Genomic DNA, 25207 nt, shown 5'->3' with positions numbered 1-25207 from the left:
CATGGCGTCGAGCAGGTCCGTCACGCAGCCGCCTCGGCGAGACGCTTGCCCGGGATGGCGTCGAGCAGGTCCTTCGTGTACTGCTCCTGCGGGTCGTCGAACACCGCGGCGACCGATCCCCGTTCGACGACCTCGCCCCGCCGCATCACCACGACGTCGTCGGCGATCCGCCGGACCACCCCGAGGTCGTGGGTGATGAACAGGTAGCTCAGCCCGAGTCGGTCCTGCAGTTCCTCGAGCAGCGCGAGGATCTGCTCCTGCACGAGCACGTCGAGCGCGGACACCGCCTCGTCGAGGATGATCAGCTCGGGTTCGAGCGCCAGCGCCCGGGCGATCGCCACCCGCTGCCGCTGCCCGCCGGACAGCTCGTTCGGCCGGAGCTGCGCGACCTCGCGGGGGAGCGCCACCTGGTCGAGGAGCGTCGCGACCCGTTCGGTGCGCGACGCCCGGTCACCGATGCCGAACACCCGCAGGGGTTCGTCGATGATCCGCTCGATGGTCGAGGTCGGGTCGAGCGACCCGTACGGGTCCTGGAACACCGGCTGCACCCGGCGTCGGATCTCCCGCCGCTCGGCGCCACGGGCGGCACCGATGGACTTCCCGTCCACGAGGGCGGTGCCCGACGTCGGCGTCTCGAGCCCGAGCACGATCCGCGCCACGGTCGTCTTCCCCGAGCCGGACTCGCCGACGACCGCGGTGGTCGTGCCGCGACGCACCGCGAACGACACCCCGTCGGCAGCCTTGAGCGTTCCGGCACCACGACCGCGGAGCCGGTACTCCTTCACCAGGTCGGACACGACGAGGATCGGCTCGCCCGCGGCCACGGGCTCCGGCGCCACCCCGGACAGCGCGGGGGCCGCCGCGATGAGCCGCTTCGTGTACTCGTGCTGCGGGTCGCGGAGGATCGCCTCGGGCGCACCCTGCTCGACGATGTCGCCGTCGAGCATCACGACGACGCGGTCGGTCCGGTCGGCCGCGACCCCGAGGTCGTGCGTCACGAACAGCAGCGTCGTGCCGTGCTGGTCGACCAGGGTCTGCAGGTGGTCGAGGATCTGCCGCTGCACCGTCACGTCGAGGGCGCTGGTCGGCTCGTCGGCGATGAGCAGCTCGGGCTGACGGGCGAGCGCCACCGCGATGAGGATGCGCTGCCGCATGCCGCCGGAGAACTCGTGCGGGAACTGGTCGGCCCGACGGGAGGCCTCGGGGATGCCGGCCTCGGTCATCAACGCCACGACCCGGTCCCGGATCGCCGCCCGTCCCCGGAGCCCGCCGGCCCGCAGCGCGTCGGCGATCTGTGCACCGACCCGCATCGACGGGTTGAGGTTCGTCGACGGGTCCTGCGGCACGAGCCCGATCCGTCCGCCCCGCACGCGCCGCATGAGCGCCTCGTCGGCGTGGGCGATGTCGTCGTCACCGAGGCGGATCGCGCCACCCGTGATGTGCCCCGCGCCGGGCAGCAGCCGCAGCAGGGCCGCGATGAGCGTGGACTTGCCCGATCCGGACTGCCCGACGATCGCGACGCGCTCGCCGCGGCGGACGTCGAGGTCGACGCCGTGCAGGACCTCGCGGTCGCCGAAGGCGACCCGCAGGTCGCGGACGGACAGCAGGGTGTCGGTCCGGTCGGTCCGGTCGGTCTGGTCGGTCTGGAGGCGCGGTGCGGCCCCGGTGGTCGTGTCGCCGTCGTGCATGGTCCGGTCCTCAGCGTCCTGCGGCATAGCCCTGTGCTCCTCGCGGGTTGGCGGCGGCGCCCATGACGCCGGTGTCGGGGTCGCGCGTCACGCACGACAGGCGGCCGAGCGACCAGTCGCCCGCGCGGGTGACGACGTGGCCGAGCTCCTCGAGCCCGGCGATGACGTCGTCGCCGAGACGGTCCTCGACGACGAGGCCGCCCGGGGTCCAGGTGCGGGGCCAGAACGACCCCGGGAACGACGTGGTGTGCAGCGCCGGGGCGTCGATCGCCTGCTGCGGGGTCCACCCGCCGACGATGGTACGGAGCAGGAACAGCAGCTGCCACTGGTCCTGCTGGTCGCCGCCCGGGCTGCCCATCGCGACGACGGGTTCGCCGTCGCGGAGCACGAGCGTCGGGGTGAGGGTCGTGCGGGGCCGGGCACCGGGGGTCAGCGTGGACGCGGTGCCCTCCTCGAGCCACGTCATCTGCATGCGGGTGCCGAGGCAGAACCCCAGCTCGGGGATCGTCGGCGAGGACTGCAGCCAGCCGCCGGACGGCGTTGCGCTGACGATGTTGCCCCATCGGTCGACGACGTCGATGTGGCACGTGTCGCCGCGGGTCTCGCCCGTCGCCATCACGATCGGCTCGCCGCGGTCCTCGTGCACGGCGTCGTCCTCGGCGGGGACGGCCACGGCGTCGGGCGCCGGAGCGTCCCCTCGCGCGCCCGGCACGGTCGGCTCACCGACGCCCGCGATCGGCTCGCCGCCCGGCGTGTAGGTCACGCGGAGCGGCGGCAGCGCACCGGCCGGCACCGAGACCGTGCCCGGGCGCAGCTCGTGCGACGCCCGGTCACCGATCAGGGCGCGGCGCTCGTCGGAGTACGCGTCCGAGAGGAGCTCGGCCATCGGGACGTCGCCGTCGCCGTAGTACGCCTCACGGTCGGCGAGCGCGAGCTTCTGCGCCTCGGCGATCGTGTGGGCTCCGAGCACGGTCGACGGGTCGAGCCGCTCGTCGTCCATCGGGTCGAGCAGGCGGAGGGTCTGCAGGAGCGCCGGGCCCTGGCCCCACGGCCCGGTCTTCGCGATCGTGTGCCCGCGGAACTCGGCGGTCGTCGCGGGTTCGGTCGACGCACGGAACGCCGCCAGGTCGCTCGCCCGGACCACGCCGGCGTGGTCGGTGCCCGACGCGTGCCGGTGCGGGGTGCGGACGAACGCGTCGATCGCCTGCGCGACGGAGCCCTCGGCCCACTCGGTGCGGGCGGCCTCGATGCGCGCGACGCGCGCGTCGGCGGTGTCGTCGCCCGTCGTGACACCGGACCCGGCCTGCACGAGCCGTTCCAGGACCGAGGCGTAGGTCTCGTTGCGCACCATCGCCCCGGCGACCGGCACCGAGCCTCCCGGCAGCCACCGCTCGGCGGAGGACGGCCAGTGGTCGCGGAACAGGTCCTGCACGGTCGCGATGGTGGCGACCACCCGCGGCGCGACCGGGTGGCCGTCCCGGGCGTACCCGATCGCGGGGGCGAGCACGTCGGCGAGCTCCCACGTCCCGTGCTCGGCGAGGAGCAGCAGCCACGCGTCGACGGCGCCGGGCACGGCGGCCGCCAGCGCGCCCGCTCCCGGGACGAGGTCGAGGCCCTCGGACCGGAAGTGCTCCGGCGTCGCGCCCGCGGGTGCCGGTCCCTGGCCCACCAGGACGGTCGGGGTCTTGTCGGACGCCGTCGCGAAGACCGCGGTCACGTCGCCGCCGGGGCCGTTCAGGTGTGGTTCGACGACGTGCAGGACGAAGGCGCCGGCGACGGCGGCGTCGAAGGCGTTGCCACCGCGCTCCAGGACGGCCTGCGCCGTCGCGGTCGCGATCCAGTGCGTCGACGCGGCCATGCCGAAGGTGCCCTGCAGGTCCGGTCGGGTGGTCTCCGCCGGGGGCGTGGTGAAGGCGGGGTTGGTGGTGGTGCTCATGGTGCTGGTGCTCATGGTGCTGGTGCTCCTCAGCGGTCCGAGGCGGTGGGGTCGAGGGCGTCGCGCAGGGCGTCGCCGAACAGGTTGAAGCCGAGGCAGATCACGGCGATCGCGACACCCGGCACGACGGCGGCCCACGGCGCCTGGCCGAGGTACTGCTGCGCGTCCGAGAGCATGATGCCGAGGCTCGGGGTGGGCGGCTGGATGCCGAGGCCGAGGAAGGACAGCAGCGCCTCGCCGATCACCGCGACCGGCATGATCACGGTGGCCTGCACGATGATCGCCGAGACGCAGTTCGGCAGGACGTGCTGCGCGATGATGCGTGCGCCGCCGGCGTCCAACGTCTTCGCGCTCGTGACGAAGTCCGCGCTCGTGATCCGCAGGGTCTCGCCGCGCACGATCCGGATCATCGCCGGCACGTGCGAGATGCCGATCGCGATCACGGCGTTCGTCAGGCTCGGACCGCTGATCGCCGCGAGCCCCACCGCGATGATGAGGAACGGGAACGCCAGCGCGACGTCGGTCAGGCGGGAGATGATCGCGTCGAGCCAGCGCCAGTACCCGGCGAGGAGCCCGAGCGGGGTGCCGACGACGACCGCGAGCAGCACCGACAGCACGCCCACGACGAGCGAGACCTGGATGCCGTACAGCGTGCGGGACAGGATGTCGCGGCCGAGGTCGTCGGTGCCGAACCCGAAGCCGACGGTGAACGGGACCTGGAACGGCAGGTCGAAGTGCGTCGCGGTCGGGTCGTGCGGAGCGACGAGCGGGGCGGTGACCCCGGCGAGCACGACGACGGCGAGCATGATGCCGCCCGTCATGCCGAGCCGGTTCGTCCGGACCTGCTTCCAGATGCGCCCGCGGCTCGAGCCCAGGTCGAAGGGAGCGGTGATGGTGGTCATGCGGCGCCTCCGACGCGGATCTTCGGGTTGATGACCGAGTACAGGACGTCCACGGCGAAGTTGATGAGCACGTAGCCCAGGGTGATCACGAGCACGACGGCCTGGATCACCGGGTAGTCGCGGGTGAACACGGCGTCGAGCGTGAGCTTGCCGAAGCCGGGCAGGGCGAAGATGCGCTCCGTGACGACCGCGCCCGAGATGAGGCCGCCGAGCTGCAGGCCGACGATCGTGACGACGACGATCATCGAGTTCCGGAGCCCGTAGCGGAACAGCACCCGCGGACGGCTGAGCCCCTTCGCGCGGGCGGTCCGGACGAAGTCGGTCTTCATCGTCTCGATCATCGACGCGCGGGTCTGCCGCATGATGACGGCGGCGAGCGACGTGCCGAGGATGAGCGCCGGGAGCGTCAGGTGGTGCAGTGCGCCGAGCGGGTCGCGCGTCACCGGGACGTAGCCCGAGGCCGGGAACCAGCCGAGGCCCGCGGCGAGCCAGACGATCGCCAGGATGCCGAGCCAGAAGTTGGGCACGCTCAGCCCGACCAGGGCCGCGGCGTTCGCCATCCACTCGGGCCACTGCCCGCGGTAGCGCTCGGCCAGGGTGCCGAGGGCGACCCCCACGACGACGGCGACGACGATCGCGTAGAGCGCGAGCCAGAGCGTCACGGGGAGCGTCGCGCCGAGCAGTTCCGTGACCGGGGTGCCGGTGCGGGTGGACTGCCCGAGGTCGCCCTGCAGCGCGTTCACGACGAAGCGCCAGTACTGCACGACCAGGGAGTCGTCGAGGCCGAGGTCGGCGCGCACGGCGGCGAGCCGCTCGGGGCTGGCCTCCTCGCCCGCCAGGGCCAGGGCCGGGTCGCCCGGCAGCTGCCGGACCCCGAAGAACACCACGATCGAGGCGAGGACGAGCGTGAGCGCCGCCTGCCAGAGCCGGGTCAGGACGTACCGGGTCACTTGTCGCCGCCTTCCACGAACGCCGCCTGGCTGAGTCGGACCACGCCGTCGGCGTAGGTGGAGACCCCGGCGACGTCGGTGCTGACGCCGGTGATGCTGCGGGTCCGGTAGAGGTAGATGATCGGGTCGTCCTGCTGGACCTTCGTCACGAGCTGCCCGTACAGGTCGGCACGCTCCTGCTGGTCGGTGGCCTGCGACGCCCGGGCGATCAGGTCGTCGACCTCGGGGTCGCTGTACCCGGGGTAGTTGTTGCCGCCGCCGGTGCCGAGGAACGAGCCGATGTTGCCGTGCGGGTCGACCCGGCCGGACCAGCCCAGCTGCAGCGCCTGGAAGTCGCCGCGGGTCTGGTCGTCGAGCAGGGTCGTGTACTCGACCGGGGTGATCGTGATCGCGAAGCCCCCGGCGCGGGCCTGTGCCTGCAGCGCCTGGGCGAACCGGACGGTGTCGGGGGTGTTCGTCACCTCCATCTCGATCGGGAAGGGCTGCTCGACGCCGGCCTCCTCGAGGAGCTCCTTCGCCCGCTCGGGGTCGTACTCCGGGCAGGCCTTGCTCGCGTCGGTGGCGAACGCGCTCGTGTCGGGGATCGGGGAGCACGCGACGTCCGCCCAGCCCCGGAACACGCTCTGCACGAGTTCGGCGCGGTTGATCGACATCGACAGGGCCTGCCGGACCTTCCGCTGCGTGGCGAGCGGCGTGTCGAGCGGCTTCGGGTCCGTGCCGACGCCGTCCTGGTTCGCGAGGTTGATCGTGATGCCCTGGTAGCCGAGGGAACCGGTGCGCAGGACGCTGAGGTCCTTCCGCTTCCGGAGCTCGTCGACGTCCTGCGTGGAGATCGTGTCGGCGACCTGGACGTCCCCGGACTTCAGGTTCTGCGCGCGGATGCTGGCGTCGGTGATGATCCGGTAGGTGATCCGGTCGAAGTGCGCGCTCGCCGGGTCGTGGTACTCCGGGTCACGCTCGACGGTGATCGAGGTCTGCGGCACCCGCTCGACGAACTTGTACGGGCCGATGCAGACCGGGTGGTCGCCGAACCCGTCGCCCTCCTGCTCCAGCGCCGTCGGCGACATGACCATGCCCGCACGGTCGGCCAGTGCCGCGGTGATCGGGGCGAACGGGGTCGCGTAGTGCAGCCGCACGGTGTGGTCGTCGACCGCCTCGATGCTCGACACCGGACCCATCTCGCTCTTGCGGCTCGAGTCGTCCTTCGTCAGGTTGCGCTCGAGCGTCGTCACGACGGCGTCCGCGTCGAAGGGGGTGCCGTCGGCGAACCGGTAGCCGGTGTGCACCGGGAACGTGACGGTCCTCCCGCCGTCGGACACCGTCGGCAGCTCGGTGGCGAGCATCGGGACGACCGTGCCCTCGGCGTCGATGTCGTAGAGCTTCTGGCACATCGTCTCCATGACGTACCGGGTGTAGAGCGACGAGGACGTGGTGGGGTCGAGGCGGTCTGGTTCGGCGGAGAGGGCCATGACGAGGTCACCGCCCTCGCGGACCTGCTGGTCGCCGATCGCGACGGTGGTGACGGTGCCGGCGGTCGCGCCACCGGCCTTCGAGCGTTGGACCGGCACGCAGGCGGTGAGCGCGAGCGAGGCGGCCAGGGCGACGGCGGGTACGGCGAGGAGCGTCCGGCGGCGTCGAGCGGAGGTCTGGGACATCGTGTTCCTGGAGCTGCTGGTGTGCGTGGCGACTCTTGTGGAGTCACGCTCAGGAGTGCGGTGATTGCATACAATCACAGGTGTCGGCGCTGCTTTGTACACATCGTGTTTCGATCGTGTGAAACCTGTCCGAGCACCCGCCGCCGTAGGCTGGCCCGATGCAGGTCCACGGTGCCGAGGCGGTGCTGGCAGCCTTCGTCCGCACTCCCGGCGACGTCGCAGGGGCACGCCGGGTCGCGCGGCAGTTCGCCGACCTCGACGAGGGGGAGCGCTCGGCGTTGCTCTGGAGCGAGGACGCAGGGGCGCGGCTGGTCGCCGTGGTGCTCCTGGTGCAGGCGATGCGCGCGCACCCAGATCCGGAGCTGACCGACGAGTACCTCGCCGCGGCGAAGGCCGAGCGGTTCGAGGACACGGTGCTGGTCGACGTCGCAGCCGAGGAGCTCGTCGGTGCCCCGCTCGTCGGCGGCTCGACCGGACCGCTGTTCGCGCTCGCGAAGTCCGACGTGTCGATGGTCCGTCGGATCGCCGTCGTGGCCACGCTCGCCTTCGCCAAGCAGGGCGATGCCGAGGTACCGCTCGCGATCGCCGGACGCCTGGTCCGCGAACGCGGTGCGACGGTGCAGTCCGCTCTCGGCTGGGTGCTGCGCGAGACCGGGAAGCGCGCGTCCGAGGCGGCGCTCGTGGCCTTCCTCGAAGGGAACGGACGCTTCCTGAGCCCGGCAGCGCGCGCGACCGCGACCGAGCACCTGCCACGGGCCGAACGGGACCGCCTCCGCGCCTGACTCGTGTGGGTGGTCCTGCGCACTGACTGTGCAGTCGGCACGACCGACCGTTCGGTCGGTTAGGGTCGGGGGCATGACGCAGACCACGGTCACCTCGACCCACCGTGCGACCCCGCGGGAGTGGGCGGCCCTCGGGGTCCTCACCCTCGCCGTCGTGCTGCTCGCGATCGACGGCACCGTCCTCGCCCTCGCCGTGCCCGCCCTGACCGCAGACCTCGCGCCGACGGCCACGCAGGTGCTCTGGATCGGCGACGTGTACTCGTTCGCGCTCGCGGGCCTGCTCGTCACGATGGGCAACGTCGCCGACCGGATCGGCAGGAAGCGCCTGCTGCTCATCGGCTCGGTCGCGTTCGGGATCGCCTCGGCCGGTGCCGCCTTCGCTCAGAGCCCGGAGGCGCTCATCGCCGCGCGGGCGCTGCTCGGGATCGCCGGCGCCACCCTCATGCCGTCGACGCTCTCGCTCGTGCGAGGGATCTTCCGGGACCCCCGGCAGCGCACGCGGGCGATCGCCGTGTGGTCGGCCGGTGCGACCGGTGGAGCCGCCGCCGGTCCGCTGGTGGGCGGGGCGCTGCTCGAGCACTTCTGGTGGGGCTCGGTCTTCCTCATCAACATCCCCGTCATCGTCGTGATCGTCGTCGCCGGTGCGGTCCTGCTGCCCGAGTCGAAGGGTGGGGGCCGGACCCCGATCGACCTGCTCTCGGCGGTGCTCTCCGTCGCCGCGATCGTGCCCGTGGTGTACGCCGTGAAGCACCTCGTCGGGCACGGCGCCGACTGGACCGTCCCCGTCGCGGCGGTCGTCGGCATCGGCGCCGGCTGGTGGTTCGTGCGACGGCAGCGTCGGCTCACGACGCCGTTGATCGACCTGCAGCTCTTCCGGATCCCGGCGTTCTCCGGTGCCGTCGTGGCGAACTCGCTCTCGGTGTTCGCCCTGACAGGGCTGCTGTTCTTCTTCTCGCAGTACCTGCAGCTCGTGCGCGGGTTCTCGCCCCTGCTCGCCGGAGCCGCGGAGCTCCCGGCCACGGTGGCGTCCATCGCGGTCATCGCCGTGATCGGGCTGCTCACCCGTCGCGTCGGACCCGGTCGCTCGATCGGGCTCGGTCTCGCGGTCGCCGCGGTCGGCATGGCGGGCCTGGCGTTCGCCGAGGGGCTGCCGACCTACGTCGGGATCGCGATCGCCCTGGCGGTGGTCGGGCTCGGCGTCGGGGTCTCGATGACGCTCGCCACCGACGCGGTCGTCGCCGCGGCGCCGCGCGAGCGAGCCGGTGCGGCCAGCGCGATCTCGGAGACCGGGTACGAGCTCGGCGTGGCGATGGGCATCGCGGTCCTCGGGTCGCTCCAGACCGCGTTCTACCGGGCGAACCTCGACGCCGGTGCGCCGGACCGGGTGCGCGAGTCGCTCGCCGGCGCCGCCCAGGTCCTCGACCCGTCGTCGCCGACGTTCGCGCAGGCGCAGCACGCGTTCACCGGGGGCATGCAGCTCGCCTCGGTCTGTGCCGCCGTCCTGCTCGCGGTCGCGTCGGTCGTGGCCCTGCGGGTGATCCCGAACCGGCAGGATGGTCCCCGTGAGCACTGACGGCACCCGTGACCGCGAGCGCACCCGGGCGGCCGTGCTCGAGGCTGCGGAGCGGCTGCTCGGCGAGCGCGGCACCCGGGTGAGCGTCGCCGAGGTGGCCGCGGCCGCGGGGGTGTCGAAGAGCGGACTGCTGCACCACTTCCCGTCGAAGGACGCCCTGCTCGTGGCGGTCGCCGAGCACGGCCTGCAGACCTTCGTCGACGAGGTGGTGCGGCACGTCGATCTCGCCGAGAACCGGCCCGGCAAGGTCCTCCGCGCCTACGTCCGGACGCTGTGCGGTGGGAGCGAACGGGCGATGGCGGTGTTCTCGCCGAACACGATGTGGTCGGGCCTGATGTCGGTGCCGGGGATGGAGCCGGTGGTGGCAGCGGACGCCGAGCACTGGCGGACCCTCTTCGCCCGGGACGGACTGCCCGAGGGCCGCTCGCTCGTCGTGCGGCACGCCGCCGAGGGGCTCGCAGCCGCATCGTCCGTCCCGCCGTACCTCGACGCCCGCGAACTCGCGGTCGCGCGGGACGCACTCCTCGCCCTGGCCGAGCCCGCCTGACCCCGCCTCTGCCCTGCCCCGCCCCCCGCAAGACGCAACCGTGGCGACGGCTCGCAGCGGTACAGCGCTGCGAGCAGCCGCCGACGTTGCGTCTTGCGGGACCGGCGGACCCGGAACCCGGAACCCGGCCGGGCGTCAGCGCGTGAAGACGTCGTCGAGCGTGAAGGTCGCCAGGCCGCGCTGCTCGAGCAGGGCGTGCAGCCTGGGCAGCGCACCGATCGTCCCCGGGAAGTTCGCGTGCCCGATGACGACGTGCGCCGGCTGGAACCACTGCTCCGCGAACCCCACGATCTGGTCCGAGGAGATGTCCCCCGAGTCGGCCAGAGAGCCGTACCAGAGCGTCGGCGTGGTGTACCCGACCGCGGCGGCGGCCCGGTCGACCCGGGCGTCGTGGTAGCCGTACGGCGGTCGGAAGTACGGACGGGCGTCGATCCCGAACGTGCGCTCGAGGAACTCGTGGTTCCGCATCAGCTCGTCCTGGATCGCCTGGTCGCCCAGCTTCGTCAGTGCCGGGTGGTCCCACGTGTGGTTGCCGAGCTGCACCTGACCGGAGTCGACGAGCGGGCGCAGCAGGTCCGCGTGCTCGGTCCACGACGGCCGGACCCCGTTGACGAAGAACGTCAGGCGCGTGCCGGTCTCGGCGGCGAAGCGGGCGTAGGCCTCGACGACCTCGGACGAGGCTCCGTCGTCCACGGTCCACGCGATCCCCGGCGTCCCCGACGGCAGTCCCGTCACGGTGCCGTGCGGCACGGGCACCTTCGTCAGCGCGGGTCGCGTCGGTGTCGGGCTCGGTGTCGGGCTCGGTGTCGGGCTGGGTGTCGGAGCCGTCGTCGCGGTCGGGGTCGCGGAGCCCCGGGGTGCGTCGGCGCCGGGCGTGCAGGCTGCGAGGAGCCCGGCCGCCAGGGAGCCGGTCGCGCCGACGAGGAGTGCCCTGCGCGTGGTGCAGTGGTCCATCGCTCCGAGCCTGACGGCGGTACCGGGGCCAGCGCATCGGCGGCCGGACGGACCTCCGGCTGGCCGATTGGCCATCCTTCCGACCCATCACGCGTGCAGTGGGGACCGTTCCGCGCGTCGGGAGCAGGAAGGAACGGCATCCTTCACGCGGATCGGCATCCTTCGCGCGGATCTGGTCCGGACGGGAGGCCCGCCCCACCGCCGCCGTCAGCGCGCGCCGCGGACGGGGCTGGGAGGGCACCACGGGGCGGGCGCGTAGCGATGAGGTCACGTGAGCCGTGCCTCCCGGCCGGCCGCGAAGCGACCACGAGAGGAACGCGACGTGCGCGCACTGACCTGGCAGGGCACCGAGAAGGTGTCCGTCGAGACCGTCCCCGACCCGACCATCCAGGAGCCGACCGACGCGATCGTGCGGATCACCTCCACGGCGATCTGCGGCTCCGACCTGCACCTGTACCGGGTGCTCGGCCCGTACATCGACAAGGGCGACGTCCTCGGCCACGAGCCGATGGGCATCGTCGAGGAGGTCGGCTCCGCCGTCACGAACCTGAAGGTCGGCGACCGCGTCGTCGTTCCGTTCAACATCTCCTGCGGGCACTGCTGGATGTGCCAGCACGGCTTCCAGTCGCAGTGCGAGACCACCCAGGTGAAGGAGTACGGCACCGGCGCCTCGCTCTTCGGGTACACGAAGATGTACGGCCAGGTCCCCGGCGGCCAGGCCGAGTACCTCCGCGTGCCGCACGCCGACTACGGCCCCATCAAGGTGCCCGACACCGGCGCGGACGACCAGTGGCTGTTCATGAGCGACATCATCCCGACCGCCTGGCAGGCCGTGCAGTACGCCGAGGTCCCCGAGGGCGGCACGCTCGCGGTGCTCGGCCTCGGCCCGGTCGGACAGTTCGCGGCGCGGATCGGCAAGCACCTCGGCTACCGGGTGCTCGCCGTCGACCCGGAGCAGGTCCGCCGCGACCTCGGGGCGAAGCACGGCATCGAGGTGTTCGACCTCGACGACGACATGGTGTCGAAGCTCGTCGACCTCACCGACGGGCGTGGACCCGACGGCGTCGTCGACGCGGTCGGCATGGAGGCGCACGGCAACCCCGTCGCCGGGTTCGCCCAGCGTGCCGCCGGCCTGCTGCCCGACAAGCTCGCGCAGAAGGCCATCGAGACCGCCGGCGTCGATCGGCTCGCAGCCGTGCACGCGGCGATCGACCTCGTCCGCCGCGGCGGCACGGTGTCGCTGTCCGGCGTCTACGGCGGCATGGCCGACCCGATGCCGATGATGACCCTGTTCGACAAGCAGATCACGATCCGCGAGGGACAGTGCAACGTCCGCCGCTGGGTCGACGACCTCATGCCGCTCGTGTCCGACCCCTCGGACCCGCTCGGCACGCTCGACCTCACCACGCACCGGGTGTCCCTCGAGGACGCCCCGCACATGTACTCGGTCTTCCAGAAGAAGGAGGACGGGTGCATCAAGGTCGTGCTCGACCCGTCGATGGCCGCCGCCTGATGACCGGGCCGTCGCCGCTCGTCGGCAACCGTCCGGGACGGTCGCGCTGATGCGGGTCGTCGTGGTCGGGGCGACCGGCAACGTCGGCACCGCGGTGCTGCGGCGGCTCGCGGCGGCACGGCTCACCGGTGACGGCCGCGCGGGCGACGAGGACGGCCTGCAGGTCGTCGGCGTCGCCCGACGGGTGCCGGACGCGCGCGTCGCACCGTACGACGTGGCCGTCTGGCACGCGGTCGACGTCGGCGGTCCGCGCGCGGTCGACGAGCTGACGGCGGTGTTCCAGGGTGCCGACGCCGTGGTGCACCTGGCGTGGGCGCTGCAGCCGACGCACGACATCCCGGCGCAGCACCGGACCAACGTCACCGGCACGGAGAACGTGCTCGCGGCGGTCGCCCGGGCCGGTGTCGGGCAGGTCGTCGTGTCGTCGTCCGTCGGGGCCTACCGGGGCGTCGACGTCGAGGGCAAGCGGACCCCCGTCGACGAGTCGTTCCCGGCGACCGGCATCCCGACGGCGACGTACTCGATCCACAAGGCCGAGAACGAGCGGGCGATGGACGCGTTCGAGCGCGCACACCCCGACGTCGTCGTGACCCGGCTCCGGCCCGGCCTGGTGTTCCAGCGCGGGGTCGCGGCCGAGCTCCGGGGGCTGTTCCTCGGGCACCTCGTGCCGATGTCGATCGTGCGGGCGGCCCGGTTCGCGGTCCTGCCGCTGCCACTGCCGTTCGTGTTCCAGGCCGTGCACGCCGACGACCTCGCCGACGCGTTCTGGCGGGCGATCGACCGGCGGGCCGCGGGCGCGTTCAACATCGCCGCGTCGCCGGTGCTCACGCCGCCGAGGATGGCGCGGGCGGCGGGGATGCTCGGGGCGGTGCGGGTGCCGATGCGGCTGCTGCGCGGGACCGTCACGCTCACCTGGCGGCTCCGGCTCCAACCGACGGACGCCGGGTGGCTCGACATCGCGGCCGGTGTGCCGATCATGCGGACGGACCGGGCCCGACGCGAACTCGGGTGGGAGCCGCAGCACACGGCGGAGGAGGCGCTGCGCGAGCTCGTGGGCGGGTTCGCGGACGGGGCGAACGTCGCGGCGTCGGAGCCGCTCCGGGGCTGACGGGCTCCGCGCGGGCCTGACGTGCTCGGGCGTCCCTGGCGTGATCGAGCGTGCGTGGTGGAACCGGGCGTACCTGGTGGGACCGGGCGTACCTGGTGGGACCGGGCATGCCTGGTGGGACCGGGCGTACCTGGTGCGTCGGTTCGACCAGGTACGCCCGGAAACTCCTGGCATCGCACCTGTTCTGGGAAGCACCGGGCGCGCTACGCTCCAGGCCAGGGCGCGAGCGTGCCCAGCAGGGGGAGGGGCGGCGTGGCGATCGACGACTTCGGGGCTCCCGGCGGGGAGACCCACAACCCGCTGATCCCGCCGGTGTACGACCTGGTCTGGACCCTCGTGGCCGTCGGCGGCATCGTCACGCTCCTCGGCATCACCGCGATCGTCGTCGTCTCGGTCCTGCGTGCGAGGCGGATGAGGGCCCGGGGGCAGGACCCGTGGACGATGCAGGAGGACCTGGCGTACCGGGCGATGCAGAGCGGGGTGCTCGCCCCGACGGTGTCACGAGAGCAGCGGCTCGCCGAGCTCGACGACCTGCACCGCCGCGGCGTCATCTCCGACGACGAGCACCGCGACGCCCGGGCCGAGGCGCTCCGCGCGTAGCCTGGGCCCGTGCTGCCGACGGACCCACCGCTGCCGACCGACCTGCTCGGGGACTGGACGCTCCGCCGCACGATCGACGACCGGCTCGCGCGCGTGACCGGCACCGTCACCGGGACGACGACCCTGACGCTGACCACGCCGGACGAGGTGCGTTGGAACGAGTCCGGCACGATGCACCTCGGCGATCTCGTCACCCTGGTGTCCCGCACGCTGTTCGTCCGGCGGGGCCCGGACGGCCGCTGGACGGTGCACTTCGCCGACGGCCGCGTCTTCCACCCCTGGGTCTGGGGCGTCGCGGTCGAGCACCCCTGCGCCCCGGACCACTACGCCGGAGTGCTCGCCGGCGACGCCGAGCGCTGGACGGTCCGGTGGGAGGCCCGCGGCCCGGCGAAGGACCATCGGCTCGACAGCGTGCTCGAGCGTCGGTCCGCCACGGCAGACTGAGCACATGGCACGCTCCTCGACCGGTACCGCCGCCCCCCGCATCGCCCCGATCGACCCGCGGGACCTCGAGGACTGGGCGCCGGCACCCGGTGACGTCCTGACCGGGGACCGGATCGAGGGCAAGCGCATCGACGCGCTCGACGTGGCGGGTGAGCGCCTGCCCGACCTCGAGCTCGAGGAGTGCGTGGTCGACACGCTCCGGGCGGACGGCACCGACCTGCGCGGCCTGCGCATCCGCGACTCGGTCGTCGAGACGCTCGACGCCCCGGTGCTCCGAGCGTCGAGCAGCGCCTGGCGCGAGGTCCGGGTCGCGGGCGGCCGGGTCGGTTCCGCCGAGCTGTACGACGCGACGCTGAACGGTGTCGAGTTCGTCGGGATGAAGTTCGGGTTCCTCAACCTGCGCGGCTCGACGCTCACGGACGTGGTGTTCCGGGACTGCGTCGTCGACGAGCTCGACGTCGCCGACGCCCGACTGCTGCGCGTGGCGTTCCCCGGCACGCGGGTCCGCTCCGTCGAGGGCACGAACACCCGCGTCGAGCACGTGGACCTGCGCGACGCCGACCTCGACCGGGTGGAGCGGCTCGAGGGCCTCCGCGGGGCGACGATCGGCACCGACCAGCTGTTCGCCCTCGCGCCGCTCCTGGCAGCGCAGGCCGGCTACCGCGTCGACTGACCCACCGGCTCGGCCACGACGGCCAGCGCCGCCGCGATGTCCGCCTGCACGAGGTCACCGTGCACGGCCGCTCCGGCCTGTGTCCCCGCAGCTGCCGACGCGATGACGGTGGCCATCGGTGACGTGACGTTGCCCGCGGCGTACACCCCGCGGACACCCGTCTGGCCGACGGCGTCGACCGTGAGCCCACCGCCGAACCGGAAGCCGTTCACGACGACGTCCTCCGCGTGCAGCCCGAGCCCCTCGAGGAACCCGACGCGCGGCTCCGCCGTGCTCGACGCCGCGAGCGCATCGAGCGCGACGACCTGCCCCGAGCCGAGCTCGACACCGGTCAGGACGCCGTCCGAGGACAGCACACGGGACACCACTCCCTCGACCACCTCGACGCCGCGAGCACGGACACCGGCGCGGGCGGTGTCGTCGACCAGCGAGGGGTCGGTGACGAACGCCGTCACCCGGTCGCTCAACGCGCGGAACATCTGCGCGTGGTGCGCCCCGTTGGGCGTGGTGACGAGGACGCCGATGCGCTGGCCGCGGACCTCCCACCCGTGGCAGAACGGGCAGTGCACGACCCCGCGCCCCCACTGCTCGGCGAGCCCCGGCACGTCGGGCAGCACGTCGACGGCGCCGGAGGCGACGACCAGCCTGCGCGCGGTGACGACCCTGCCGGAGTCGAGCGTGACCGAGAAGCCGACCGCATCCGTGCCGTCGCCGTCGGTGGCGGACGTGGCCACGACCCTCCCGGCCGTCACCTCGACGCCGTAGGCGGCCACCTCGTCACGGCCGATGCGGGTCAGCTCGGCGGGCGCGACGCCCTCGCGTCCGAGGTAGTTGTGGGCGCCCTCGGCGGGCGCGTTCCGGGGCTCGCCGCTGTCGACGACCAGGACGGAGCGCCGCGAGCGTCCGAGGATGAGTGCAGCGGACAGGCCGGCGGCAGAGCCGCCGACGACGATGACGTCGAAGTGATCGGACATGGAGGCATCCTGCGGCGGCCCAGCCGTCGATGGCAACATCCGTTGCCGGTCTGGCAAGATCGCGGCATGGACGCTCTGGAGGCACGCCCCACCCCGCCGACGACGGCCCAGGTGGTGGACGCGGTCGGCCCCCGCTTGCGGTGGCTGCGCGAACGACGCGACGTCACCCTGGCGGCGCTCGCAGCCGAGACCGGCATCTCGGTCTCGACCCTGTCCCGGCTGGAGTCCGGGCAGCGCCGGCCGACCCTCGAGCTGCTGCTGCCCCTCGCCCGGGCGTACCAGGTGCCGCTCGACGACCTCGTCGGCGCACCGCAGACCGGCGACCCGCGCGTCCACCTCAAGCCGGAGCAGCACGGCGGGCGCGTGGTGATCCCGCTGACCGAGCGCACCGGCGGCGTGCGGTCGTTCAAGCAGCTCATCCCGCCGATGCCCGCGAACGGCGACCGCACCCTGAAGACGCACGAGGGCTACGAGTGGCTCTACGTGCTCTCCGGTCGGGTGCGGTTGCTGCTCGGCGAGCGCGACTTCGACCTCGGGCCGGGCGAGGTCGTCGAGTTCGACACACGGACGCCGCACTGGGTGGGGAACACCTCGGACGCGGTCGCCGAGGTGCTGTGCCTGTACGGGCCGCAGGGGGAGCGGGCGCACGTGCGGTCACGGCCGACCGGCTGAACTCAGCGGAAGACGTTCCCGACGACGTCGTCGAGCAGGCCGTCCGTCGGCACGTTCGACTGGTGGATGTGGATGCCGATGCCGCCCCGCGTGAAGTAGGTGTCGCCGTCGATCACCGGGTACTGCTGGTTCTGCCTGACCTGCTGGCACCGGAAGCCGTCGTCGACGGTCGAGCAGTCGAAGCCGGACAGCCCGCGGAGCGCCTCGGTCGCGCGCGCCGGGACGACGTCCTCCACCAGGACGGTGAGGTTCGACACGTCCGCCCGCGGGTCGCGCCAGACGCAGTACAGCCGCTGTCCGTCGGACCGACCCGCCGGGGTCAGGGCGGTGCGGGGGATCTCCGTACCGCCGACGACGGCGGGGTCGTTCAGCGGCATCACGTCGGTGAAGTCGAACCTGCCCGGCGTCACCACGTCGTCGCACGTCGCCGGGACCTTGCCCGCAGCGGTCGCAGGGGCGGTCGTGGTGCTCGACGCACCGGCTCCCGGGGTCGGGCCCGGTGTGGCACTGCCCGCCGGGGTCGGGGTGCCGGTCGCGCGCGCGGTCGTGCTCGTGCTCGGGGTCGGGGTCACGGCGTCGCCGTCACCGCTCGTGCACCCGGACACGGTGAGCGCCAGGCCCACACCGAGTCCGATCGTGGCGAGCAGTGTCGTCGTGCGCATGTGCGGCATGTCCCCCCTCAGGTGCGTCGTCCGGCTGCCGGTCGACGTGTCCACGACGCTAGTCGTGCCCGGGCGGCGGGCGGCGGGGCGTGCTCCGATCGGAACCGGATCGCGATCCGATCGTGACGTCCGAGGTCGACCTGCCGGTCTGCCGGACTACCGGACTACCGGACTGCCGATCCGCCGGCCGTCGGGCCGGGGCCGGCGCAGCCGGTCAGCGGCGGTGCGGCCAGGACCCGGACGCCCGCGCTCGGAGCGCCACCCGGCCCCGTCGCGCCCACCTCCGCACCGGGTTCGCCCGGCGTCCGTTCACCCGGAACGTGTGGAAGGCCCGCCGCGTCCGTCGGAGCATCGACGCCGCGCCGGACAGCGGCCTCGCCGACACCTCGACGGTGAGCGACCGGGCGGCCACCACGTGCCATGCGGGGTCGAGCTGCATGGAGAGGTCGACGTCGTCGTGCACCTCGGGGTCGTCACGGTGCGCCCGACCCCGGACCGCCGTCCACGTGGCACGGTGCACGGCCATCGCGGAGCCGAACAGCGGCGGACGTCCCAGCGCCGACCACATCAGCACGAAGTACGGGCCCATGTAGAGCCCGCTCCACACCCGGCGGAGGACCGCGCCGCCGTCGCGGGGGCGACCGGGTCCCGTCACCGCGACGACACCCGGCCGAGCCAGCAGCCGGACGGCCTCGGCGATCCAGCCGGGTGGCGGGACCGAGTCCGCGTCGAGCCGGGCGATGACGTCGCCCGATGCGTGGTCGTAGCCGCGTGCCGAGGCCCGTGCGATCCCGCGCACCGGTTCGTGCAGCACGACGGCCGCGGCGGCGCAGGCGACCTCGGAGCTGTCGTCGGTGCTGCCGTTGTCGACGACGATGACCTCGTGCACGGGATGGGTCTGCGCGGCCAGGGCGTCGAGGCAGCGCGCGAGGTGCTCGGCGTCGTCGAGCACGGGGACGACGACGGAGACCAGGAGCACCCTGCCGATCCTGCCGGAGCCGTGCTGGAGGGACCGTCGGGCTCGGTGCTCGCAGGCCTCCACCGCGTTCCGTGGACGGTCCGGCCGCGCCTTCCGACGTTCCTGTGCCGCAGCGCAGCGGTGCTCGCGCACGGTCGGGTCCAGCGCGACGGGTGCCGTACCCGCCGCGACCGAACCGGAAGGCCGACCATGACCACGAACCCACCCGGGAACGACTCCGGGACGCCCATCCACGACCGCACGGCGGCTGCCGAGGGACACGAGGTGTACCCGGGCGTGACCGTGCCGTCGTACGCCGGTGACACGCCGGCCACCCGCCCCGAGGGCTTCGACGACGTCGAGCCGCTCGACGCGCTGCCCGCCGATGAGCAGCTCCCCGCGACCCCGTCGGCCGCCGGTGCCTCGGCGCCCCTGGTCGACTCCACGAGCACCTCCGCCGGGTACGTCCCGAGCGCGGGCTCGTCCGCTGCCTCGTCCACGGGCTCGACCGCGGGCGTCGGCAGCGTCGGTGGCTCCGACAGCACCGGCGGCGGCAAGGCCGACGCCGCGAAGGGTGCCGCGCAGGACGTCGCCGGCGACGCGAAGGACAAGGCCGCGGACGTCGCCGGCACCGCCAAGGAGCAGGCGTCGAACGTCGCCTCCGAGGCGACCGAGCACGCCAAGCAGCTCTACTCGCAGGCCAGCGACACGCTCAAGGAGCAGGCCGCGGGCCAGCAGGAGCGCGCAGCCGGAGGGCTCCGCACCCTGGGCGAGCAGCTCAGCCGCATGGCCGACAAGGACGACGAGCAGGGCCTCGCCGCGAAGGTCGTCCGTGACCTGTCGCAGCGCGCGGGTTCCGCTGCCGGGTACCTCGAGAACCGTGACCCGGGCTCGCTCCTCGACGAGGTCAAGTCCTTCGCCGCGCGCAAGCCCGGGACCTTCATCGCGCTCGCCGCGGGTGCCGGCATCCTCGCCGGCCGCCTGACCAAGGCACTCGCGACCGAGATCAAGCACGAGAAGGAGGCCGACGGCCCGTCGACCGGGACCGGAACCGGGAGCGGCGTATGAGCCAGTCGGTCCCCGGCGCGACCCCGCTGGGCGAGCCGACGCCCGAGGAGCGCGCCGCCACGACCCCGCTGGGCGAACTGCTCTCCGACGTCTCCCGTGACCTCTCGAGCCTCTTCCGTCAGGAGGTCGCACTCGCCAAGGCGGAGCTGACCGAGTCCGCGAAGAAGGCGGGCAAGGCCGGCGGGATGTTCGGCGGCGCGGGCCTGACGGCACTGTTCGCCCTGCTGTTCCTGTCGATCGCAGCGTGGTGGGGCCTCGGGTACCTCATCGGCAACGCCTGGTCCGCCGTCGTGATCGCGGTGGTCTACGCGATCGTCGCCGCGATCCTCGCGGTCCGCGGGCGCAAGGAGATGCGGGACATCACGGGCGCCCCGCAGACGGTCGAGACCGTCAAGGAAGTCCCCGAAGCACTCAAGCCGAACACCGGGAGGAAGCCATGAGCACCCCAGAAGAGATCCGCGCCGACATCGAGCGCACCCGCGGGACCCTCGGTTCCGACGTCGACGCCCTGGCCGACAAGGTCAACCCGTCATCGATCGCGCACCGTCAGACCGACAAGGTGAAGACGCGGTTCCAGAACGTGCGCGAGTCCGTGATGGGCGCCGGCGCCAGCGCTCGCGACTCCGTCGCGGGGGCCGCGGACTCGGCCCGCTCGAGCGTCTCGGGATCGGCGTCGGGTGCGACCGACCAGGCGAAGGACGTCGCGCACAAGGGCGTCGAGAAGGCGAAGGGCAACCCGCTCGCCGTCGGGCTCATCGCCTTCGGTGCCGGGTGGCTCGCCTCGTCGCTCATCCCGACGTCCGACAAGGAGGAGCAGCTCGCCGGCGACCTCAAGGACAAGGCGGCGCCCCTCATCGAGGACGTGAAGTCCCAGGCGAAGGACGTCGGCTCGCAGCTGGGCGACGTGGCGAAGGAGCACGCGCAGGACCTCAAGGGGACCGCGCAGGACGCCGCGCAGACCGTGAAGGACGAGGCGCAGGGCGCCGCGTCCGACGTCCAGGACCACGCGAAGAGCGCGGCCGACGACGTGCGCAACGGCTGACGTCACCACCTGACGGACGGGAGGCCCGTGGCGACGCCGCCACGGGCCTCCCGTCCGTCGTCCAGCCCGCCGGGACTGAGCGTGCCCTCAGGACGCGAGGGCATGCGGTCCGGTACGGCCGGCGTTGACTGGTGTCATGCAGTTGACGAAGTACAACCACGCCACGGTCGTCCTCGAGCAGGACGGCGCCTCGCTCGTCATCGACCCGGGCTCGTTCACGCCCGAGTCCGCCGACCTCGTCGCCGGGGCCACGGTCGTCCTCGTCACCCACGAGCACGCCGACCACTTCGCCGTCGACGCGATCCGTGCGGGTCTCGAGCGCAGCGCCGACGTCGTCGTCCACGGCCCGGCGTCGGTCGTCGAGCAGCTCGGCGACCACGACGGCCGCGTCCGCACGGTCGCTGCGGGCGACACGATCGAGGTCGGACCCTTCCGGGCCCGGGTCTTCGGGGAGGAGCACGCGGTCATCCACCGCGACATCCCGACCATCGCGAACGTGGGCTACCTCGTGAACGACGCCGTCTTCCACCCGGGCGACGCCTACCTCGTGCCCGACGTCCCGGTCCGGACCCTGCTCGTCCCGACGAGCGGGCCGTGGGCGAAGACCGGCGAGGGCGTCGACTACGTCCGCACGGTCGCGCCGGAGCGCGTGGTGCAGATCCACGAGCTGCTCCTCAGCGAGGTCGGTCAGGAGATGAACGTCCGGATGTTCGGCACCGAGGGCCTCGGTGGCGTCCCGGCATCGATCCTGCCCGTCGGTTCGTCGATCGAGGTCTGATCCCGCGACCCTGGGTCGCACCGGTGGTCGGGGGAGCACGCTGGAACGATGCCTGACGCTCCCTCGACCGCTGTCCTCTTCGACATCGACGGCACCCTCGCCGACTCGAACTACGCGCACGTCGACGCGTGGTGGCGCGCCTTCCGGGCCGCCGGCGAGTCCGTGGACGCGTGGCGGATCCACCGGGCGATCGGCATGGACTCCGGGCGGCTGCTCGAGGAACTGCTGCCCGAAGCGTCCGACGAGGTCCGGGACCAGGCGAAGCAGTTCCACACCGCCTACTACTCGGAACACATGCCGCAGCTGCGGCTCCTGCCCGGGGCGCGGGAACTGCTCGAGGCCGTCGCGGAGGCCGGGCACGCGGTCGTGCTCGCCACGAGTGCGCCCGAGTCCGAGCTGTCGGTGCTGCGCGAGCTGCTCGACGCGTCCGCCTGGGTGACCGCGGAGACGAGCTCGGAGGACGTCGAGCAGGCGAAGCCCGCGCCGGCGATCATCCAGGTCGCGCTCGACAAGGTCGGTGTCGCGGCGGACCGGGCGGTGATGGTCGGTGACGCGATGTGGGACGTCGAGTCGTCCGGCAAGGTCGGGCTGCCCTGCGTCGGTGTGATGACCGGCGGGATCGGCGGCGACGAGCTGCGGGGTGCCGGCGCCGCCGCCGTGTACGACGACGCCGCTGCCGTGCTCGCCGCGTTCCGGGCGGGCGAGGGGCCCATCGCCGCACTGGCCTGAGCCCGCGCGGCGCGCCGAGTCTCGGTCCCAGCGACGTTCCTCGCGCCGGATCGCCCGAGGAGTGTCGCCGTGCGCGAGACTCGGGCGGCCCAGCCCGCGCGTGCGAGGATGGACGATCGTGATCACGATCGAGCGCGTTGCCTGGGACGACCCCCGCGGAGTGGCCCTCCGCGCCACCATGGACGACGAGATGCACGAGCGGTACGGCGACGGGCACGCGGACGAGGACCCGGCCGTCACCGCCGAGCGGAACCGCGCGCTGGCCGTCGACCCGGCCACGGTCATCACCTCGCTCCTCGCGATCGACGAGGACGGCACCGCCCTCGGACACATCGCCGTCCGCCACCTCGGCGACGAGGTCGAGCTGAAGCGCCTGATCGTGCTCGCCGCCGCCCGCGGCAAGGGTGCGGCGACGGCGCTGCTCACCGAGGGAGAGCAGGTCGCGCGCGAGCAGGGGGCGTCCCGCGTGATCCTGCAGACCGGCGACAAGCAGCCCGAGGCCGTCGCGCTCTACCGCAAGACGGGGTGGCAGCAGATCGACGTCTACGAGCCGTACGCCGCGACCATGCCCTGGTCGTTCTGCTTCGCGAAGGCCGTGTAACCCGTCCTCTTGTTGCACTATCAGCAGCAGAGTGCAATTCTTGCTCGGTGAGCACCACCGAACGCACCCGAGCGCTGCGCCGACGCATGGTCGTCGAGGCGCGCCGGGCGACGATCGAGCACGGTCTGCACGGCTTCACGATCGAGCAGCTCTGCGACACGGTCGGCGTCTCCCGGCGCACGTTCTTCAACCACTTCGCGTCGAAGGACGACGCCGTGCTCGGCATCGAGCAGGGGCGGACGGAGGAGGTGCTCCGCGCCTACGCGTCGGGCGCCCTCGTGCCGGACGACCTCGACCCGCTCGGGTCCGTCGTCGCCCTGGCGATCGAGCAGATGCACGTCGCCGGGCTCGACCGCGCCGACGAGGCCCTCGTCCGCCGGGTGTTCGAGCGCGAACCCGTCATGGTCGCGAAGTTCCTCGCCGCTGCCGACGTCCAGCTGACCGCGGTCGGTCGGGCCGTCCGCGAACGCTTCGACTGGACCGACCCGGACGACCGGCGCGCGCAGCTCGTCACCGAGGCCGCCGCCGGCCTGCTCAAGGTCACGGCCGGCGAGTACTTCGACGACGCCTTCGACGAGGCCAGCGGGCCGTCGTTCGACGTGCTGCTCACCGACAACCTCCGCCAGCTCAGGGCGGCCATCACCACCACCGGACAGGACCCCACCGCATGAGCGCCACCGCGCAGGGCACGAAGCGTGCCCGACCCGGATCCGACGGACCGCTGCTCCTGACGCAGCGCCGCATCTGGATCATCTTCTCCGCCCTGATCGCGGGCATGCTCCTGTCGAGCCTCGACCAGACCATCGTCTCGACGGCGATGCCCACCATCGTCGGGGAGCTCGGCGGCGTCGCGCACCAGGCATGGCTGACGACCGGGTACCTGCTCGCGTCGACCATCGTGATGCCGATCTACGGCAAGTTCGGCGACGTCCTCGGGCGCCGCAACCTGTTCCTCGTCGCCATCGCCCTGTTCACGATCGCCTCCGCCGGCTGCGCGTTCGCGGGCGACTTCACGCAGCTCGTCGTCTTCCGGGCGATGCAGGGCCTGGGCGGCGGCGGTCTGATGATCCTGTCGCAGGCGATCATCGCCGACATCGTCCCCGCCTCGGAGCGCGGCAAGTACCTCGGCCCGCTCGGCGCGATCTTCGGCCTGTCGGCGATCGGCGGCCCGCTCCTCGGCGGGTTCTTCGTCGACCACCTCACCTGGAACTGGGCGTTCTACATCAACATCCCGGTCGGCATCGCGGCGTTCTTCGTCGCCTGGTTCGCGCTGACGCTGCCGACGAAGAAGGCCGAGAAGCGGATCGACGTGCTCGGCGTCGTGCTCATGTCCGCCGCGACCACCTGCCTGGTGTTCTTCTCGGAGTTCGGCGGCAGCAAGGACCACGGCTGGGACGCCCCGGAGACGTGGGCCTGGTTCGCCGGCCTCGTGGTGTCGGCCGCGCTGCTCGTGCTCGTCGAGTCCCGCGTCGAGGACCCGGTGCTGCCGATGTCGTTCTTCCGCAACCGCACGTTCCTGCTCGCGACCGGCATCGGCCTGGTGCTCGGCATCGGCATGTTCGCCGCGATCGGGTTCGTCCCGACGTTCCTGCAGATGGCCTCCGGTACCTCGGCCGCGGTGTCCGGCCTGCTCATGCTGCCGATGATGGTCGGCCTCATCGGCACGTCGATCGCGTCCGGCAACCTCATCACCAAGACCGGCCGCTACCGGGCGTTCCCGATCGTCGGCACGGTGCTCGTCGCCCTCGCCATGCTCGCCATGACGCAGCTCGCCGCGGACACCCCGATCTGGCTCATCTGCGCCTACCTGTTCGTGTTCGGCGCGGGGCTCGGCCTGATCATGCAGGTGGTCGTGCTCGTCGCCCAGAACGCCGTGCCCGCGGAGCAGGTGGGGACCGCCACGTCGACGAACAACTACTTCCGCGAGGTCGGCGCGTCACTCGGCACGGCCGTCTTCGGTGCGCTCTTCACGGCCCGGCTGACGAGTGCGCTGACCGACGTCTTCACCTCGGCCGGTGGATCCGCCACGGACGCCGCGTCCTCGGCGGGGAGCATCGACCCGGCGACCGTGGCGAAGCTGCCCGAGGCGGTGCGGGACGGGATCGTGAACGCGTACGCCGACTCCCTCGCGCCGGTGTTCTGGTACCTGCTGCCGTTCATCGCGATCGCGTTCCTGCTCGCACTGTTCCTGCCGCAGATCCGCCTGTCGGACACGGCCGGGATGATCGCCCGGGGCGAGGCGGTCGGCGGTGCCGAGGCGGACGAGCTCGAGCGTGCGCAGCGGGCCGGCACGAGCGGGTCGACCGCGGCTCCGACGCCTGCTGAGACGCCGGCGTCGGGTCGGGACACCTCAGCCTGACGCGGGTGCGCCGGCGCCGAGACGCCGACGTCGGCGTGA

General features: G+C 72.9%; 26 protein-coding genes. 17 read left to right on the top strand and 9 right to left on the bottom strand.

The genetic code is table 11. The features are described 5' to 3' along the window. Positions 1 to 20: 20 nt before the first annotated feature. From ABIC52_RS10770 to ABIC52_RS10750, 5 genes are read right to left on the bottom strand one after another with little or no spacing between them, the layout of a single operon-like run. The gene (locus ABIC52_RS10770) at positions 21 to 1688 is read right to left on the bottom strand and encodes a dipeptide ABC transporter ATP-binding protein (RefSeq protein WP_354027305.1); all 1668 of its coding nucleotides are present in this window, start codon (positions 1686 to 1688) and stop codon (positions 21 to 23) included. Between the two features lie 10 nt (positions 1689 to 1698). Further along, positions 1699 to 3639, bottom strand: a complete 1941-nt coding sequence (locus ABIC52_RS10765) for a gamma-glutamyltransferase family protein (protein WP_435526075.1) — start codon at positions 3637 to 3639, stop codon at positions 1699 to 1701. A gap of 14 nt (positions 3640 to 3653) precedes the next feature. Further along, on the bottom strand, positions 3654 to 4526 hold the full coding sequence (locus ABIC52_RS10760) for an ABC transporter permease (protein WP_126891114.1): 873 nt from the start codon (positions 4524 to 4526) through the stop codon (positions 3654 to 3656). After that, positions 4523 to 5476, bottom strand: a complete 954-nt coding sequence (locus ABIC52_RS10755; protein ID WP_126891113.1) for an ABC transporter permease — start codon at positions 5474 to 5476, stop codon at positions 4523 to 4525. Before ABIC52_RS10755 ends, ABIC52_RS10760 begins: the two co-directional genes overlap by 4 nt. Then, positions 5473 to 7131 (bottom strand): ABC transporter substrate-binding protein, encoded by a 1659-nt coding sequence (locus ABIC52_RS10750; RefSeq protein WP_354027304.1) that lies wholly within the window; start codon positions 7129 to 7131, stop codon positions 5473 to 5475. The genes ABIC52_RS10755 and ABIC52_RS10750 overlap by 4 nt, the downstream gene beginning before the upstream one ends. Positions 7132 to 7289: 158 nt before the next feature. Here ABIC52_RS10750 and ABIC52_RS10745 point away from each other — a divergent pair, with 158 nt between their 5' ends. From ABIC52_RS10745 to ABIC52_RS10735, 3 genes are all read left to right on the top strand, one after another. After that, positions 7290 to 7913 carry a DNA alkylation repair protein gene (locus ABIC52_RS10745; RefSeq protein WP_354027303.1) on the top strand — a complete coding sequence of 208 codons (624 nt, stop codon included), beginning with the start codon at positions 7290 to 7292 and terminating at the stop codon, positions 7911 to 7913. A gap of 73 nt (positions 7914 to 7986) precedes the next feature. Then, positions 7987 to 9486 carry an MFS transporter gene (locus ABIC52_RS10740; RefSeq protein WP_354027302.1) on the top strand — a complete coding sequence of 500 codons (1500 nt, stop codon included), beginning with the start codon at positions 7987 to 7989 and terminating at the stop codon, positions 9484 to 9486. Next, complete coding sequence (locus ABIC52_RS10735; protein ID WP_250367773.1) at positions 9476 to 10033, top strand: TetR/AcrR family transcriptional regulator; 558 nt, start codon at positions 9476 to 9478, stop codon at positions 10031 to 10033. Before ABIC52_RS10740 ends, ABIC52_RS10735 begins: the two co-directional genes overlap by 11 nt. Before the next feature lie 135 nt (positions 10034 to 10168). On the opposite strand, the gene ABIC52_RS10730 is transcribed toward ABIC52_RS10735, so the two are convergent. Then, entirely contained in the window at positions 10169 to 10987 is an 819-nt protein-coding gene (locus ABIC52_RS10730) for a polysaccharide deacetylase family protein (RefSeq protein ID WP_354027301.1), read from the bottom strand. 322 nt (positions 10988 to 11309) lie between these two features. Here ABIC52_RS10730 and ABIC52_RS10725 point away from each other — a divergent pair, with 322 nt between their 5' ends. The 5 genes from ABIC52_RS10725 (at position 11310) to ABIC52_RS10705 (ending at position 15325) form a co-directional block, all read left to right on the top strand. Further along, on the top strand, positions 11310 to 12500 hold the full coding sequence (locus ABIC52_RS10725) for a zinc-dependent alcohol dehydrogenase (RefSeq protein ID WP_126891107.1): 1191 nt from the start codon (positions 11310 to 11312) through the stop codon (positions 12498 to 12500). A gap of 49 nt (positions 12501 to 12549) precedes the next feature. After that, positions 12550 to 13608, top strand: a complete 1059-nt coding sequence (locus ABIC52_RS10720) for an NAD-dependent epimerase/dehydratase family protein (protein ID WP_354027300.1) — start codon at positions 12550 to 12552, stop codon at positions 13606 to 13608. A 252-nt stretch (positions 13609 to 13860) separates the two neighbouring features. Then, the gene (locus ABIC52_RS10715) at positions 13861 to 14208 is read left to right on the top strand and encodes an SHOCT domain-containing protein (RefSeq protein ID WP_209676150.1); all 348 of its coding nucleotides are present in this window, start codon (positions 13861 to 13863) and stop codon (positions 14206 to 14208) included. A gap of 9 nt (positions 14209 to 14217) precedes the next feature. Then, complete coding sequence (locus tag ABIC52_RS10710; RefSeq protein ID WP_209676153.1) at positions 14218 to 14652, top strand: DUF6314 family protein; 435 nt, start codon at positions 14218 to 14220, stop codon at positions 14650 to 14652. Positions 14653 to 14656: 4 nt separating this feature from the next. Further along, the gene (locus ABIC52_RS10705; protein WP_354027299.1) at positions 14657 to 15325 is read left to right on the top strand and encodes a pentapeptide repeat-containing protein; all 669 of its coding nucleotides are present in this window, start codon (positions 14657 to 14659) and stop codon (positions 15323 to 15325) included. Here ABIC52_RS10705 and ABIC52_RS10700 read toward each other — a convergent pair. Then, positions 15310 to 16299 carry an NAD(P)/FAD-dependent oxidoreductase gene (locus ABIC52_RS10700; RefSeq protein WP_354027298.1) on the bottom strand — a complete coding sequence of 330 codons (990 nt, stop codon included), beginning with the start codon at positions 16297 to 16299 and terminating at the stop codon, positions 15310 to 15312. The two genes, ABIC52_RS10705 and ABIC52_RS10700, sit on opposite strands and share 16 nt — an antisense overlap. Positions 16300 to 16365: 66 nt before the next feature. On the opposite strand from ABIC52_RS10700, the gene ABIC52_RS10695 reads away from it, so the two are divergent. Then, a complete protein-coding gene (locus ABIC52_RS10695) occupies positions 16366 to 16971 on the top strand; it encodes a helix-turn-helix domain-containing protein (RefSeq protein ID WP_126891101.1) in 606 nt (201 codons plus the stop codon). A 2-nt stretch (positions 16972 to 16973) separates the two neighbouring features. On the opposite strand, the gene ABIC52_RS10690 is transcribed toward ABIC52_RS10695, so the two are convergent. After that, entirely contained in the window at positions 16974 to 17633 is a 660-nt protein-coding gene (locus ABIC52_RS10690) for a hypothetical protein (RefSeq protein WP_126891100.1), read from the bottom strand. A 214-nt stretch (positions 17634 to 17847) separates the two neighbouring features. Next, positions 17848 to 18612: a glycosyltransferase gene (locus tag ABIC52_RS10685; RefSeq protein WP_126891099.1), complete on the bottom strand. Its 765-nt coding sequence runs from the start codon at positions 18610 to 18612 to the stop codon at positions 17848 to 17850. Positions 18613 to 18801: 189 nt separating this feature from the next. Here ABIC52_RS10685 and ABIC52_RS10680 point away from each other — a divergent pair, with 189 nt between their 5' ends. The 8 genes from ABIC52_RS10680 (at position 18802) to ABIC52_RS10645 (ending at position 25168) form a co-directional block, all read left to right on the top strand. Next, the gene (locus ABIC52_RS10680) at positions 18802 to 19659 is read left to right on the top strand and encodes a hypothetical protein (RefSeq protein WP_354027297.1); all 858 of its coding nucleotides are present in this window, start codon (positions 18802 to 18804) and stop codon (positions 19657 to 19659) included. Then, positions 19656 to 20099 (top strand): phage holin family protein, encoded by a 444-nt coding sequence (locus tag ABIC52_RS10675; protein ID WP_354027296.1) that lies wholly within the window; start codon positions 19656 to 19658, stop codon positions 20097 to 20099. The genes ABIC52_RS10680 and ABIC52_RS10675 overlap by 4 nt, the downstream gene beginning before the upstream one ends. After that, the gene (locus ABIC52_RS10670; RefSeq protein ID WP_209824495.1) at positions 20096 to 20701 is read left to right on the top strand and encodes a DUF3618 domain-containing protein; all 606 of its coding nucleotides are present in this window, start codon (positions 20096 to 20098) and stop codon (positions 20699 to 20701) included. The genes ABIC52_RS10675 and ABIC52_RS10670 overlap by 4 nt, the downstream gene beginning before the upstream one ends. A gap of 136 nt (positions 20702 to 20837) precedes the next feature. Next, positions 20838 to 21479, top strand: a complete 642-nt coding sequence (locus ABIC52_RS10665; RefSeq protein WP_354027295.1) for an MBL fold metallo-hydrolase — start codon at positions 20838 to 20840, stop codon at positions 21477 to 21479. Positions 21480 to 21527: 48 nt separating this feature from the next. Further along, positions 21528 to 22208: an HAD family hydrolase gene (locus tag ABIC52_RS10660; protein ID WP_354027294.1), complete on the top strand. Its 681-nt coding sequence runs from the start codon at positions 21528 to 21530 to the stop codon at positions 22206 to 22208. A gap of 118 nt (positions 22209 to 22326) precedes the next feature. Further along, positions 22327 to 22809: a GNAT family N-acetyltransferase gene (locus tag ABIC52_RS10655; protein ID WP_250367784.1), complete on the top strand. Its 483-nt coding sequence runs from the start codon at positions 22327 to 22329 to the stop codon at positions 22807 to 22809. Between the two features lie 47 nt (positions 22810 to 22856). Beyond that, positions 22857 to 23480 (top strand): TetR/AcrR family transcriptional regulator, encoded by a 624-nt coding sequence (locus ABIC52_RS10650; protein ID WP_354027293.1) that lies wholly within the window; start codon positions 22857 to 22859, stop codon positions 23478 to 23480. Then, positions 23477 to 25168 (top strand): MDR family MFS transporter, encoded by a 1692-nt coding sequence (locus tag ABIC52_RS10645; protein ID WP_354027292.1) that lies wholly within the window; start codon positions 23477 to 23479, stop codon positions 25166 to 25168. The genes ABIC52_RS10650 and ABIC52_RS10645 overlap by 4 nt, the downstream gene beginning before the upstream one ends. Positions 25169 to 25207: the final 39 nt, after the last annotated feature.

Origin of the sequence: Curtobacterium oceanosedimentum, assembly GCF_040545555.1 — a bacterium.
Lineage (GTDB): Bacteria > Actinomycetota > Actinomycetes > Actinomycetales > Microbacteriaceae > Curtobacterium.
This window is presented reverse-complemented; position numbering and strand designations above follow the sequence as displayed.